The following is a 14,158-nucleotide window of genomic DNA, read 5'->3' on the forward strand; positions in this document are numbered from 1 at the left end:
GCTCGGGACAAGCCCGAGCATGACATTTGTGGCGTGAAGCGATTACTCGCTGACGGCTTCCTGCGATTCTTCGGCTTCTTCCTCGGTGATGCGCTCGACTGAGACGACCTTTTCATCCGCGTCGGTCTTGAAGATGCGGACGCCCTGCGTGTTGCGGCCGGCGATGCGGATGTCGTGCACCGGGCAGCGGATCAGCTGGCCGCCGTCCGTCACCAGCATGATCTGGTCGTTTTCACCGATCGGGAACGAGGCGAGCAGACGGCCGTTGCGCTCGTTCGCGACCATCGCGACGATGCCTTTGCCGCCGCGGCCCGAGGTGCGGAACTCGTATGACGACGAGCGCTTGCCGAAGCCCCTGTTCGACACCGTCAACACGAACTGCTCGGCAGCCTGCATTTCGGCGAAGCGCTCCGGCGTGAGCGTGATGGCGTCGCCGCTGGCTTCCTCGCCGTCGCTCTCTGCCGGAACGGTTTCGGCATCCTCGGCATCTTCCGAGCGGCGAAGTGCGTTCGCCTGCTTCAGATAGGCGGCGCGTTCTTCGGCGGGCGCCTCGAAGTGATTGAGGATCGCCATCGAGATCACTTCGTCGCCGTCATCGAGCCTGATGCCGCGAACGCCGGTCGAGTCACGCCCTTTGAAGAGGCGAATTTCGTCGGAGATCAGGAAGCGGATGCACTGGCCTTCCGCGCTGGTCAGCAGCACATCCTGGTTCGGTGTCGAGATGCCGACCTGCACGATGCGGTCGCCCTCGTCGAGCTTCATCGCGATCTTGCCGTTACGATTGATGCTCTCGAAGTCCGCCAGAGCGTTGCGGCGGACGTTGCCGGAACGGGTGGCGAAGATCAGCTCAAGGTCGCCCCAGGTGGAGGAATCCTCCGGCAGCGGCAGGATCGAGGTGATGGCTTCGCCTTCTTCCAGCGGCAGCAGGTTGACGAGTGCCTTGCCCGGCGACTGCGGCGACGCAGCCGGCAAGCGCCAGACCTTCATGCGATAGCACATGCCGCGCGAGGAGAAGAACAGCACGGGCGTGTGCGTCGAGGTCACGAACAACTGCGTGACGAAATCCTCGTCGCGCGTCGACATGCCGGAGCGACCTTTGCCGCCGCGGCGCTGGGCGCGATAGGCGGCGAGCGGCACGCGCTTGATGTAGCCCTTGTGGCTGACGGTCACGACGCAGTCTTCGCGCTGAATGAGGTCTTCGTCTTCGACGTCGCCGTCGAAATCCATGATCTCGGTTTTGCGCGGTGTCGCGAATTCGTCCTTGATCGACTGCAGCTCGCCCTTGACGATGTCGACGACGCGGGCGCGCGAAGCGAGGATCGTGAGGTATTCTTTGATCTCGGTCGCGATCTTGTTCAACTCGTCGGAAATTTCGTCCCGGCCGAGGGCGGTGAGGCGGGCGAGGCGCAGTTCGAGGATCGACTTGGCCTGCTCTTCCGAGAGGCGATACGTGCCTTCGGCCGAAACCTTGTGGCGCGGATCGGCAATGAGTTCGATCAGCGGCGTCATATCTTTGGCGGGCCAGTCGCGCGCCATCAACTGCTCTTTGGCTTCGGCGGGCGATGCCGAATAGCGGATGAGCTTGATGACTTCGTCGATGTTGGCGACGGCGATGGCCAGGCCGACGAGGACGTGAGCGCGGGCGCGGGCCTTGTTCAACAAGTGCTTGATGCGGCGCGTCACGACTTCCTGGCGGAAGCTCGTGAAGGCCGAGATGAAGTCCTTGAGGTTCAGGCTTTCCGGGCGGCCACCGTTGATCGCCAGCATGTTGGCGCCGAACGTCGTCTGCAGGTCCGAATATTTATAGAGGTTGTTGAGCACCACGTCGGCGACGGCATCGCGCTTCAATTCGATGACGATGCGGATGCCTTCGCGGTTTGATTCATCCCAAAGGTCGGAGATGCCTTCGATCTTCTTGTCGCGCACGAGATCGGCGATCTTTTCGATCAGCGTGCGCTTGTTGACCTGATAGGGGATCTCGGTGACGACGAGCGCCTCACGGTCCTTGCGGATGTTCTCGACCTTGACGCGGGCGCGCATGATGATCGAGCCGCGGCCCTTGTGGTAGGCATTGAGAATGCCGCCGCGGCCGAGGATGATGCCAGCCGTCGGGAAGTCCGGGCCCTGGATAATTTGCGTCAGGTCTTCGAGACTGACCTCGGGATTGTCGAGGTCGGCGATGCAGGCGTCGATGACTTCGCCGAGGTTGTGCGGCGGGATGTTGGTCGCCATGCCGACCGCGATGCCGCCTGCGCCGTTGACGAGCAGGTTCGGGAATTTCGAGGGCAGAACGGTCGGCTCTTGAATCGTGCCGTCATAGTTGTCGCGATAATCGACGGTGTCGTTGTCGAGGTCATCGAGCATGAAGCCCGCGACCTTGGCGAGACGCGATTCCGTGTAGCGTTCGGCTGCAGGCGGATCGCCGTCGATCGAGCCGAAGTTGCCCTGGCCGTCGACGAGGGGCACGCGCATGGAGAAATCCTGCGCGAGGCGCACAAGCGCGTCGTAGATCGCAAGGTTGCCGTGCGGGTGATATTTGCCCATCACTTCGCCGACGATGCGCGCCGACTTGACGTATTTCTTGTTCCAGTCGAGCCCGAGCTCGTGCATCGCGAAGAGAATGCGGCGGTGGACGGGCTTTAAGCCATCGCGCACGTCAGGAAGCGCGCGGGAGATGATGACGCTCATCGCGTAGTCGAGATAGGAGCGTTTCATCTCGTCCGAGATGGAGATCGGGCGGATGTCGCTCGGCTCGCGGCCGGACGGATTTTCTTCGTCGTTATTGTCGGTCAAAGTCAGCTCTTTCCGGGATGAGATCGGCGGGGGTGATACGCACCAGCGGCCGACGGGAAACCAGTGCTTATACTGTAGCTGAAACGGAAACCGAATGCCACCTGCGCGGCGTCGTGCCACGGCTCCACAGAATTTGAAAAATCTATTTTATATCAAACGGTTATAGAGTCGTGTTTGGCCGTATTGCGATTGCCGCCCTGACGTGCCGGCGAGATCGCGGCGAACGGCGTGGAATGGTGGCAGAATCGGTGCGCCGAAGACTGCGCGGCGCACGCCTCCGCGGACCGCCTGCGGGCGTTTTCGCGATGGCTGACGGCCCCGGCTTTTCACGCGGAACGGCATTTCGTTCATTGCGTTGGCGAAGCAGGAACAAGTTGCAAAAAGCAAAACATCCGGCGCACAGCGTCGGAGGGAGGACTGTCATGCGCGCGATATTTGCTGGCTGTGCAATCGCATTGTCGCCGATGCTGATCGAGACGGCGTTTGCGGCGGAAGAGGTTGGGCCGGAAGCGTTCAATAACAATTGCCGGACCTGCCATTCGTGGAAGGAGGGCGACAATCGCCTCGGCCCGACCTTGCACGGCATTATCGGCCGTAAGGCTGGAACGGCTGAGGGCTTCAATTATTCGAGTGCGATGAAGTCGTCAGGCATCACGTGGGATGAGGCGACGCTCGACAAATTCATCACCAACCCGAATGCGGTCGTTCCCAATAACAACATGAAGCCGTTCAGCGGCGTCGGCGATGCGGCGACGCGCAAACAGATCATCGATTTTCTGAAAAGCAATCCGAAGTGAGGCACCCTTGTCATCCTCGAACGGCGAGCTAGCGAGGCCGTTCGAGGATCCAGCGTGATGTGTGCCGAAGGCCCGATATTGGGTCTCCGACGACTCTTGCGCGGAGGGAACGGCGCCCAGCGGACAATTTTCATCGTATTGTGCGATGTTCGACAGAGCCCTCTGGGCAAGGGGAGGGGCAGAGGCTATTCAGGACATTCCTGAATGGTGAAGGCACATATGGCTCGCATCGGTTTTTATTCCGGCTCGTTTGATCCCGTGACGCTCGGGCATACTGACGTCATCCGGCGGGCTGCGGGGCTGCTCGACAGACTCGTCATCGGCATCGGCGTCAATCCGGGCAAAGCGCCGATGTTCGACGACAACGAGCGCGTTGCTATGCTCGAAGACGAAGTGCGGCCCATCGCCGAGGCGACGAAGACCGAGATTGCGGTCGTGACGTTTTCGGGGCTGGCGGTCGATGCGGCGCAGATGCACAAAGCGTCGATCATCATTCGCGGCCTGCGCGATGGCACCGATTTCGACTACGAGATGCAGATGGCTGGGATGAACGGCGAAATGGCGCCGGAAATCCAGACGGTCTATGTTGCGGCGTCTCCTGCCGTGCGGCACATCGCGGCGAACCTCGTGCGGGCGGTGGCGACGATGGGCGGCGATCCCTCGCCGTTCGTTTCGAAAGGCGTGCTGAAGCGCCTCAAGGCGAAGGCCGCGAAACCTCGCTAAGGCACTCATATGGTGCTGCCGGTCAAAGCCGAACTTTTGAAATTGTTGCGAAAAATTCCGCTCGGCCGCGTAGCCTCATCCGACAGGCTTGCGAGTGAACTCGGAGTTCCCGCTCCACTCGTCGTCATGCTCATGGGGCAGCTTTCCGAAGACGAACGCGATCTTGTGCCTTGGCATCGCGTGGTCGCCAAAGGCGGCGCCATCGGCCGCGGACCGCATCGTGATCAGCAGTTTGCCCGGCTGGTACGAGAGGGCGTGATGGTTTCGCCCGCGGGGATCGTTCAGGACCTCGAACGGCACATGATCTCGGGGTTCGACGACAAGTCTTTGCTTGCAAAGGCACCTGAAGAGCCGTCGAAGATGGGCGGGCGATCGCGCGGCATGAAAGATCGGCCTTAAGGCTAGGCACCGGCGCCGGCACCCAGGCAGCGTAAGGATGCTCTGCTGAAGCTTGTCTGGATCCCGGCCTGCGCCGGGATGACGTTTGGTGTATTGCGCAAATTTATCATTCTCGGGCTCGTCCCGAGGATGACATGAAAAGCGCGGTTGCTCCCAACCACCGTCATGCCGACGGAGGTCGGCACCCAGACAACGGCCAACATGACCGATATTTCGGTTTACCAGCATCCCGGCCTTCGCCTTGTTCGAGAGGCGTCGAATACGTAATTCCGCCTTGTGGGTTGCGGCTTAGCCGTCAAATCGCCATAAGGGCGGCAACACTGCCCGCCGCGGCGCTAGGCGGCCGGGATTGGCCCGGAAAAAGCCTGGCGAAATCATTCATCCACGAGGAACGCCATGGTTCGGTTTTTATCGTTCGTTCTCGCTTCGCTGCTGATGGCGAGCGTGTTTACAGGTTCGACGGCACGCGCCGACGGCGACAAGCTGGTTATCGAGCTCAAGAACGGCAAGGTGGTCATTCAGCTTCGGCCGGATCTTGCGCCCAAGACGGTCGAACAGATCAAGACGCTCGCCAACCAGGGCTTCTACAACGGCATCAAGTGGCATCGCGTCATCGACGACTTCATGGCGCAGACCGGCGATCCGACCGGCACGGGCATGGGTGGCTCGAAGCTGCCCGACCTTCCGGCAGAATTTTCCGATGAGGAGTTCAAGCGCGGCACGGTTGCGATGGCCCGGTCGTCGGACCCGAACTCAGCGAACAGCCAGTTTTTCATCTGCTTCAATAGCATCGGCTGCGCAGGCCTGAAGGGCCAATACACCATCTTCGGACAGGTCATCGATGGCATGCAGTATGTCGACATGATCAAGCGCGGTGAGCCTGGCTCGGGCACAGTGACCAATCCCGACGTGATGCAGAAGGTCTACGTTCAGTAGTTGAATCGCCTTCTCCCTATTGCCACTTGGCAGATTGACGAGGGGCGGCTCGTTATTTCGTGTCGCCGCCACCCCTCAGCTTAGCCCTCTCGCCTTGGACGGGAGAGGGGAAGAAAAGAAAGGAACTTTCCGAAATGGCCGAATACAAAGATCCCGAAAACACGCTTCTGATCGAGACGAGCAAGGGGCCTGTCGTCATCGAGCTTCGTCCGGACTTGGCGCCGAAGCATGTCGAGCGCATCAAGACGCTGGCGCGTGAGGGGTTCTATGACGGGATCGTGTTCCATCGCGTGATCGATGGGTTCATGGCGCAGACGGGTTGCCCGCAGGGTCGCGGCACCGGCGGATCGTCGTATGAGAACCTGCCCGCAGAGTTCAATGCCGAGCCGCATGTGCGTGGCGTCTGCTCGATGGCGCGGTCTTCGAACCCGAATTCGGCCAACAGCCAGTTCTTCATCTGCTTCGACGACGCGCGCTTTCTCGACAAGCAGTACACCGTCTGGGGCAAGGTGATCGAGGGCATGGATAATGTCGATCAGATCAACAAGGGCGAGCCGCCCAAGAGCCCGGACAAGATGATTAAGGTCCGCGTCGCGGCGGACGCTGCCTGATGGCGGTCCCCGGCGATAACGGCGAAGGCGCGCCAGCGGGTGCGCCTTTTCTCATTCCGGTATGGGCTGGGCTTGCGGGTGCTGCAGGCGTCGCGCTTTCGGCCGCGGCGGCGCATAAGGTCGATAGCCCTGTGCTGGCGACGGCCGCGACGGTTCTGACGCTTCACGCGGCGGCGGCTGTCGGGATTTTTGCGGTCGCCATTCGCAGCGCATGTCCGAAGCTTTGGTCGGCGGCGGCGCTGCTGATGCTGCTTGCGGCCTCGGTGTTTACCGGCGAGATCGCGTTTCACACGTTTACAGACAACGCGTCGTTCCGGTTCCTGGCGCCAATCGGCGGCTCGGGGATGATCCTGAGCTGGGTGCTCGTCGCCGTTGCGGGCTTTTGCAGCCGCGGGCGGAATTGATGCGCGCGTGCTCTCCCCAAGAGAGAGACTGAGAGAGCAAATAACTTGCTCCCTCAGGTGTCGCTGCCTGATGGATCCTCGGGACAAGCCGAGGATGCCACGCAAGGATAGGCTGTCGCCTTCAACACCGTCATGCCGACGAAGGTCGGCACCCAGGCAATGGTCAGCCAATGACCTGTTTCTGTTTGGCTGGATCCCGGCCTGCGCCGGGATGACGTTGCAGGGATAATGGTCGCCCGCGACCTTCGTGGACCCGATATTAATGGTGGGGTGTTTCGCGCCTTCCGCCAGGGCCGATGATCGGGTAAGTCGCGCGCATGCGTACCGATCTTTTCGATTTCGTCTTACCAGATGCCTCCATCGCGCTGTATCCGGCCGAGCCGCGGGATAGCGCGCGGCTGCTCGTCGTGCATCCGGTGAAGGGCAGTTGCGCGCGCGACGACGCCGACCTCGAAGACAAAGCCATTCGCGATCTGCCGAGCCTGTTGCAGCCGGGCGATGCGCTCGTCTTCAACGATACGAAGGTCATCCCGGCGGCGCTGTCAGGGGTGCGGGCGCGTGGCGACGTTCGCGCCAAGGTCGATTTCAATCTGACGAAGCGTGTGAGCGACAACACGTGGCGTGCGTTTGCGCGGCCGGCGAAACGGCTCGAAGCCGGCGATCGGGTTCGCTTCGGGCATGGCGAAGATACGTGCATGCTCGGTGCGTTAGATGCCACGGTTGCAGCGAAAGGCGAGGCGGGCGAAGTCGAACTGGCGTTCGATCTGTCGGGCGCGGTGCTCGATGAAGCGATTGCCGCCATCGGTGCGATGCCGTTGCCGCCCTACATTGCGCTGAAGCGTGAGCCCGATGCGCGCGATCGCGACACCTATCAGACGATCTATGCCGACAAGGACGGAGCGGTTGCGGCGCCGACCGCTGGTTTGCATTTCACGCCGGAGCTGTTCGCAGCACTCGATGCGCGCGGCATCTCGCGCCATTTCGTGACGCTGCATGTCGGCGCGGGCACGTTCCTGCCGGTGAAGGCGGACGATACCGATGGCCATAAGATGCATTCGGAGTGGGGCGAGGTTTCGCCTGAGACTGCGGCTGCGTTGAATGAAGTGCGCGCGCGGGGCGGCCGGATCGTGGCCGTCGGCACGACATCGCTTCGGCTGCTCGAGAGCGCCGCGCGTGAGGATGGCACGATCATGCCGTGGTCGGGCGAGACTGCGATTTTCATTACGCCCGGCTATCGCTTCAAGGCGATCGACGTGCTGATGACGAACTTCCATCTGCCGCGTTCGACGTTGTTCATGCTGGTCTCGGCGTTCTCCGGCCTCGGCACGATGCGCGCAGCCTACGGACACGCGATCCACTCTGGCTACCGGTTCTATTCCTATGGCGACGCGAGCCTGCTGTTTCGCGACACGGGCGGTTAATATTGCATCGTCGGCGCTACTTCTCTTGCACAAATCGCATTGCTAAGCTTGGGAGTGCCAATCCCGGCAATCCGCCTCGTTCCTGTGAGCCTCGATGACATCTCATATGCGTGCCCTTCTGCTCCGACTTAGCGCGATCGCAATTCTGACGACGGGCATGTTCTTGTGTGCCGGCGAAAACGCTCGGGCGGAAAGCGCGGCATGTACGTCCGTCGATACGCCACGCTGCGTCGAGAAGCTGCCGACGGGGATCGACATGGCCTACATCGAAGTCGGCCCCGCGGATGGCAAACCTGTTCTTCTCATTCACGGACTGACCGATAGTGTCCGTTCGTGGTCACTGTCGATGGATGATCTTCACAAGATCGACCCTAGCTTTCACATCATCGCCGTTGATTTGCGCGGGCATGGCCAAAGCAGCATGCCGGACGCCAAAGCGTGCGCGCCCGACCCTGAAAAATGCTATCGCATGTCGGATCTGGCAGGCGATGTCGTTGCCTTCATGAAGGCGAAGGGAATTGCCAAGGCCGATATGGCCGGGCATTCGATGGGATCGTTCGTCGTCCAGGAAATCGCGCTCAGCCATCCGGAGATGGTGGGGCATGCCATTCTTGTTGCGACGGGAGCGAAGAGCGTCGGCAATGCGGCGCTTAGCGATTTCGTGCTGAAGCAGACGGTCGAAGGCGCCTGGAAAAAAGCGCTGGAAGCAAAAGGATTGGCGTTTCCTGCCGGCGTTTATGAGTTGACGCCGCTCGATGCCGATCCCAAAGCCATGGAATGGATCGCGGCCAACTGGACGCTCGATCCGGCGGCGCAGCCCACGTTTCTGAAGCCCTATACGCCTGAGACTGCAAAGACCCGTCTGGGAACGTGGATCGGCGCAACGCGCGGGCTACTGGCCCAGGATAATACCGAGCGCCTGAAGAGCATGTCGGTGCAGACACTCGTGCTGTGGGCGACGCAAGACAGCATCTACCTTGCGAAAGACCAGGACGAGATCAAAGCGTCGCTCAAGGAGGCCGCTGCGAAGACGGGGTTGACGTTCTATTGGAAGGAATTCGGTAAGCTGCCGCTGCCTGCTTCAGGGGCGCAGGAGAGCGACATCGGTCACAACATTCAATGGTCGGCGTCGGAAACGGTGGCGAAGGATATCGATTCTTTCATCAAGACCGGCGCGCCGACATCCGATCTAGCGCATAGCGATAAGGCTCCGAATTTCAGCACCATCATCGTCGAGCCCGGCAAGGCCATAGTCGACAAAATCGAAAAATAAAAACGTCCGGACGAGAGCCGGCGCATGAAGAGATTTGAATGCAAACGACTAAGGTTGATACGCCTTCTTCCGAGGTGCCGGAAGGTACTTCGGCTTTCGAATTCCGGAAGCTGGCGCAAGACGGCAAGGCGCGGCTTGGCGAGATTCATACGCCGCGGGGTGTGATCCGCACACCGGCGTTCATGCCGGTCGGCACGGTTGCCACAGTGAAGGCGCTGTACCCTGAGCAGGTGCGCGATGCCGGCGCCGACATTCTGCTCGGCAACACGTATCACCTGATGCTGCGGCCGGGCGCGGAGCGCGTGGCGAAGCTCGGCGGACTGCACAAGTTCATGCGCTGGGAAAAGCCGATCCTGACGGACTCGGGTGGTTTCCAGGTGATGAGCCTCGGCAAGATCCGCAAGATCACGGAAGAGGGCGTGGCGTTCCAATCGCATATCGACGGCTCGCGGCACATGCTGTCGCCGGAGCGTTCGATCGAGATCCAGTGTCTGCTCGGTTCCGACATTCAGATGCAGTTCGACGAATGCATCGAGCTTCCGGCGGAGCGCAAAGAAGTCGAGCGCGCGATGAAATTGTCGCTGCGCTGGGCCGAGCGCTCAAAGCGCGCCTTCGAGATGCAACTTGCGTCAGGCGGTGCGGGGCCGGGGCAGGCGCTGTTCGCGATCGTGCAGGGCGGCACCGATATTCCGCTTCGCCATCGCTCGGCCGATGCGCTCGTTGCGATGGATTTTCCGGGTTACGCGGTCGGTGGTCTCGCGGTCGGCGAGGGTCATGAGGCGATGATCGCTACGCTCGGCGAAACGCTGCCACATCTGCCGTCCGAGAAGCCACGCTACCTGATGGGCGTCGGCACGCCGCTCGATCTGATCGAAAGCGTGCGGCTTGGCGTTGATATGTTCGATTGCGTGATGCCGACGCGGAACGGACGGCACGGCTATGCCTTCACCTGGGGCGGTCCGCTTAACCTTCGGAATGCGAAGTTCGCGGAGGATATGGCGCCGCTCGATGAATTCAGTTCGTGTCCGGCAGCGAAGGATTTTTCGCGTGCCTATGTCCACCATCTGATCAAGTCGGGCGAATTTCTTGGCGCGATGATCCTGTCGTGGGTCAACACCGTGTTCTATCAGGACCTGATGGCTGCGATGCGCGCGGCAATCGCCGAAGGCCGCTTCGACGACTGGGCGGCAGAGACGAAGGCGCGGATCATCGCTTCTCCTCAATCGGCTCCAGCGCCATGAGGTTTTCCTTATGCGCGATGCGCTCGCGATGGATCAGGTAAAGCCCTGAGCCAACGATGACGAGCGAGCCGATAAAACTCCATTGATCGGGCTTGTCTCCGAACACGAAGTAGCTCAGCGCGATCATGCTGATGAGTTCGACATAGATGAAGGGCGTCACCGCCGAGACCGGCGCGAACCGGTAGGCTTGGATCAGCAGGAAGTGACCGCCGCCGCCAAGGGCGCCGAGCAGGAGCAACATCGTCCATATCTCGACGCTCGGGAACCAGATCCAGTCGTGAAAGGCGAACGGAGCTGAGGCAACGAGGCCGACGATCGAGCCGTAGTTGAGCGTGACCAGAGGCGGATCGAACATCGAAAGCTTGCGCGTGACGATCAAGAGCAGCGAATAGGCAAACATCGATCCGAACGCGAAAGCGAATGCCGGTTGAATCGCGGTGAAGCCGGGGCGCACAACGATCAGGATGCCGATGAAGCCGACGGCAATCGCCATCATGCGGCGCCAGCCAACATGCTCGCCGAGCAATGGCACGGCGAGCGCTGCGACGACGAGCGGCGTCAGGAACGTGATCGACAGCGTCTGGTCGAGGCGCAGGTATTTCACGGCCACGAAGTTCAAAAGCGTCGTCAGCACCATCAAGGTCGAACGGGTGAGCTGAAGCTTTACGCTCGCTGTTTTGAAGAGGCTCAGCATTCCCGCGGGGCCGAGCAGAGCGGTGATCCAGAAGATCTGGCTGAAGAAGCGCATCCATACGATCTGCGAGACCGGAACGCCGAGCCGCGTGCCGAGGTACTTCGCGGTCGTATCGAGAACCGAGAATAGGATGACCCCGGCGCAGACGAGGAGGATGGCCTTCAGGCGATCGGGCATCGGAAGATTGCTTCTGCGATAAAGGGTGCACGGCTCAGCCACGCCGGGTAACCGGCGAGCGCCACCATTCGGTTCCGTGTTCGAGGCCCCGCGTCAGCGCGTCGGCGGACGCAGGGAAAGCGTGGCTTATGCGATGCCCGTTAGGACTTGGTCATTGCATCGCGTTTTTTGAGAAGTTCGTCGAGTTCGGCTTGCTGCTCATTGATGCGGTCGGCGGTCAGTTCCTCGTTGGCCGCTCCGGAAAATCCGGCAGCCTGCTCGACGAGTTCGCGAAGGTTGTCGCGGAGGATGGCGATGCGCTGCTCGATTTCGGCAAGGGTCTCGGTGTCGGCCATAGTCATTTCCAATCGTTAGAGGTGGCGCGCATCTCAGGCGCCTAGTTCGTCGGTGATATAGCGCGCCGCAACTTCGGGAGCCACCCGCGTTTCTTGCGGGGCTGCGACCATCCGCCAGAAGGGCTGATAGAATGAGGGTTGCGGGTTCCGAAGGTCGTTTCTATAAGCACGCTTCGGCGCGCGACGTGCCCATCCCCATCCGGTGGATGCGGTGTGGCTTGGGGCCGGGATCAAGCTTGGCAGTGCATTCTGTCTAAGTCATTGATTTGGTGTGATAAAGGGCCCGTAGCTCAGCGGTAGAGCATCTGACTTTTAATCAGAGGGTCGTTGGTTCGATCCCAACCGGGCTCACCACCAGAATCAATGGGTTAGTCTTTTCGAGGCGAGTGCGATCCAGGGGCAGATCCGAGGGGCCGCCGTACCAAGAGTGCTTCAGCGACAGTAATCGCTTATTTCGCAAATCCGGGGCTGTGCCCAACCTAGCCTCGCAGCATGTCGGGCTACAATGCTGAGAAAGCTGCTTTCGGTCAGCGGGTTTACGCTCTTGTCGCGCATGACCGGGTTCGCGCGCGACGTGCTCATGGCGTGGATCCTGGGCAAAGGCATGCTCTCGGATGCGTTCCTGTTCGCGTTTCTTTTTCCGAATTATTTCCGCGCCATTTTTGGAGAAGGGACGCTCAATCCTGCTTTCCTTCCGCGCTATGCAGCGCTTCACGCAAAAGGCGACTTGAACGCGGCTCAGCGTTTCGCCAATCAAGTCTTCACGTGGCAGATCGCTGCTCAGGCGGTGCTGCTGGTGGGCGCGATCATTGCCATGCCGCTGCTCGTGCACTTTCTCGTGCCTGGTTATACAACCGAACAGCTTGCGCTGACGGCCAGTCTCGCGCGCATCACCTTTCCGTACCTTATTCTGACGGTCGTCGCGATTCAGCTATCGGCGATGCTCAACGCGATCGGAAAGTTCTGGGCGGCTGCAGCATGGTCGAACTTTCTGAACTTATCGATGATCGCGACACTGCTCGCATCGAGCTGGTTTCCTAATGCCGCGTACGCTGCAGCGTGGGGCGTTCTGATCGGCGGGTTTTGCCAGCTGGTGTTCATTCTCTGGGCGGCGAGACACGACGGGCTTTCCGTCAGGCTCGCGATACCGCGATGGACGCCGGAGGTCGCTGAATTCTTCAAGGCTCTCGGGATCGTCACGGTCGGGGCGGCCAGCGTGGTTGTGGCGCCGCTCATCGACTTCGTCATCGCCAGCTATCTCGCGACAGGAAGCCGGACTGCCCTTTATTATGCGGATCGTATCAATCAGTTGCCGCTCGGTGTTCTCGGCATCGCTCTCGGGACCGTCCTGCTGCCCGAAATGTCGGTGCGATTGGCGCGAAACGACCGTGCCGGATCCGACAATGCTCAAAATCGTTCCGCAGCGCTAACGTTGCTGCTGACGTTGCCGTTCGCATTTGTGTTCATCGCGATCCCCGACACGATCATGCGGGCGGTGTTCGCGCATGGGGCGTTCGACACGCGGTCGGCGGAGCTTGCGGGATCTGCGCTCGCGGCGTACGGCGCCGGGCTTCCGGCAATGGCACTCGTGCGCATCGTGTCTTCGACTTTTTATGCGCGGCACGACACGCTTACGCCTGCGCGGGCAACCGTGACGTCGATCGTGCTCAATATCATCCTCAAGGTCGTGTTTGTCTGGGGCTTCGGTCTCGGCGTGGCAGGCGTCGCGCTTGGAACTGCGTTAGGCGCTTGGATGAATGTCGCCATACTCACATGGCTTGGCCGGAGCCGCGCACTGTTAGCGATCGAAGAGATTTTCGTCAGAGCGCTGGGGCCTGCACTGTTAGCGGCTGTGGCGGCCGGAGGAGGCGCGTGGTTCGGCGCTCGAATTGGCGCCACCCTTGTTCCGGGGCATTTCGTGGACATCGCTGCGCTGGCCGCTGCTATCGGTTGCTCGGGGCTCGCATACGTTATCGCGGTCGTGATGTTTCGGACGCGTCTTCCGCTCGGAAAATTTGCCGGAGAAGTGCCGGCTGCCGGTCGATCCGAATGATCGAGCATCGCTAGGTGTGGCTTCGTTCGTGCTGATCGACCTCAGCGCAGTCCGGTGGCTGAATTGCCTGCGCGGAAGGCGCGGCTGGAATGTTGCGTGACGCAATCGGACAATTTTTAGGTAAGTCTTCAGTGTAAAGATTAATATGATGGCGCGTCTCGTCCATTCCCTCAGACGCGAAAGCTGGTTTCGCACTCCCCCCGTGCCACCAGCTCAGGCGTCGGCCGTCCCCCCCCCGAAGGCCGACGCCCCCCAGTCCCCCGGTATTACAATCACTTTGCCCCTAGGCGCCGCTCGTCTA

The 14,158-nt window shown here is 60.9% G+C and carries 13 protein-coding genes and 1 tRNA gene; 11 read left to right on the plus strand and 3 right to left on the minus strand.

What is annotated here, in order from left to right:
• Positions 1 to 42: 42 nt before the first annotated feature.
• Entirely contained in the window at positions 43 to 2,793 is a 2,751-nt protein-coding gene (gene gyrA, locus HYPMC_RS06180; RefSeq protein WP_041299816.1) for a DNA gyrase subunit A, read from the minus strand.
• A 422-nt stretch (positions 2,794 to 3,215) separates the two neighbouring features.
• On the opposite strand from gyrA, the gene HYPMC_RS06185 reads away from it, so the two are divergent.
• The 9 genes from HYPMC_RS06185 to tgt all read left to right on the plus strand — a co-directional run bounded on the left by HYPMC_RS06185 (position 3,216) and on the right by tgt (position 10,598).
• A complete protein-coding gene (locus tag HYPMC_RS06185) occupies positions 3,216 to 3,590 on the plus strand; it encodes a cytochrome c family protein (protein ID WP_013946991.1) in 375 nt (124 codons plus the stop codon).
• A 219-nt stretch (positions 3,591 to 3,809) separates the two neighbouring features.
• Complete coding sequence (gene coaD, locus HYPMC_RS06190; RefSeq protein WP_024275619.1) at positions 3,810 to 4,313, plus strand: pantetheine-phosphate adenylyltransferase; 504 nt, start codon at positions 3,810 to 3,812, stop codon at positions 4,311 to 4,313.
• Between the two features lie 9 nt (positions 4,314 to 4,322).
• Positions 4,323 to 4,712, plus strand: coding sequence for an MGMT family protein (locus HYPMC_RS06195; RefSeq protein ID WP_013946993.1), 390 nt, complete (start codon positions 4,323 to 4,325; stop codon positions 4,710 to 4,712).
• A gap of 396 nt (positions 4,713 to 5,108) precedes the next feature.
• Positions 5,109 to 5,648 (plus strand): peptidylprolyl isomerase, encoded by a 540-nt coding sequence (locus tag HYPMC_RS06200; protein WP_013946994.1) that lies wholly within the window; start codon positions 5,109 to 5,111, stop codon positions 5,646 to 5,648.
• Between the two features lie 134 nt (positions 5,649 to 5,782).
• Positions 5,783 to 6,259, plus strand: a complete 477-nt coding sequence (locus HYPMC_RS06205; RefSeq protein ID WP_013946995.1) for a peptidylprolyl isomerase — start codon at positions 5,783 to 5,785, stop codon at positions 6,257 to 6,259.
• Positions 6,259 to 6,663, plus strand: a complete 405-nt coding sequence (locus HYPMC_RS06210) for a DUF423 domain-containing protein (RefSeq protein WP_013946996.1) — start codon at positions 6,259 to 6,261, stop codon at positions 6,661 to 6,663. The genes HYPMC_RS06205 and HYPMC_RS06210 overlap by 1 nt, the downstream gene beginning before the upstream one ends.
• 317 nt (positions 6,664 to 6,980) lie before the next feature.
• Positions 6,981 to 8,084 carry a tRNA preQ1(34) S-adenosylmethionine ribosyltransferase-isomerase QueA gene (gene queA / locus HYPMC_RS06215; protein ID WP_013946997.1) on the plus strand — a complete coding sequence of 368 codons (1,104 nt, stop codon included), beginning with the start codon at positions 6,981 to 6,983 and terminating at the stop codon, positions 8,082 to 8,084.
• Positions 8,085 to 8,178: 94 nt separating this feature from the next.
• Positions 8,179 to 9,357, plus strand: coding sequence for an alpha/beta fold hydrolase (locus tag HYPMC_RS06220; protein WP_013946998.1), 1,179 nt, complete (start codon positions 8,179 to 8,181; stop codon positions 9,355 to 9,357).
• 38 nt (positions 9,358 to 9,395) lie between these two features.
• The gene (gene tgt, locus HYPMC_RS06225) at positions 9,396 to 10,598 is read left to right on the plus strand and encodes a tRNA guanosine(34) transglycosylase Tgt (protein WP_013946999.1); all 1,203 of its coding nucleotides are present in this window, start codon (positions 9,396 to 9,398) and stop codon (positions 10,596 to 10,598) included.
• Here the strand turns inward: tgt and HYPMC_RS06230 are convergent.
• Both HYPMC_RS06230 and HYPMC_RS06235 read right to left on the minus strand, forming a co-directional pair.
• Positions 10,564 to 11,469, minus strand: coding sequence for a DMT family transporter (locus tag HYPMC_RS06230; RefSeq protein ID WP_013947000.1), 906 nt, complete (start codon positions 11,467 to 11,469; stop codon positions 10,564 to 10,566). The two genes, tgt and HYPMC_RS06230, sit on opposite strands and share 35 nt — an antisense overlap.
• 140 nt (positions 11,470 to 11,609) lie before the next feature.
• Positions 11,610 to 11,804, minus strand: a complete 195-nt coding sequence (locus HYPMC_RS06235) for a hypothetical protein (RefSeq protein ID WP_024275621.1) — start codon at positions 11,802 to 11,804, stop codon at positions 11,610 to 11,612.
• A gap of 279 nt (positions 11,805 to 12,083) precedes the next feature.
• Here HYPMC_RS06235 and HYPMC_RS06240 point away from each other — a divergent pair.
• Together HYPMC_RS06240 and murJ are read left to right on the plus strand one after the other, a co-directional pair.
• A tRNA-Lys gene (locus HYPMC_RS06240) sits at positions 12,084 to 12,158 on the plus strand.
• A gap of 151 nt (positions 12,159 to 12,309) precedes the next feature.
• On the plus strand, positions 12,310 to 13,857 hold the full coding sequence (murJ, locus tag HYPMC_RS06245; RefSeq protein ID WP_013947003.1) for a murein biosynthesis integral membrane protein MurJ: 1,548 nt from the start codon (positions 12,310 to 12,312) through the stop codon (positions 13,855 to 13,857).
• The last annotated feature ends 301 nt before the right edge of the window (positions 13,858 to 14,158 follow it).

It is taken from the genome of Hyphomicrobium sp. MC1 (assembly GCF_000253295.1).
Lineage (GTDB): Bacteria > Pseudomonadota > Alphaproteobacteria > Rhizobiales > Hyphomicrobiaceae > Hyphomicrobium_B.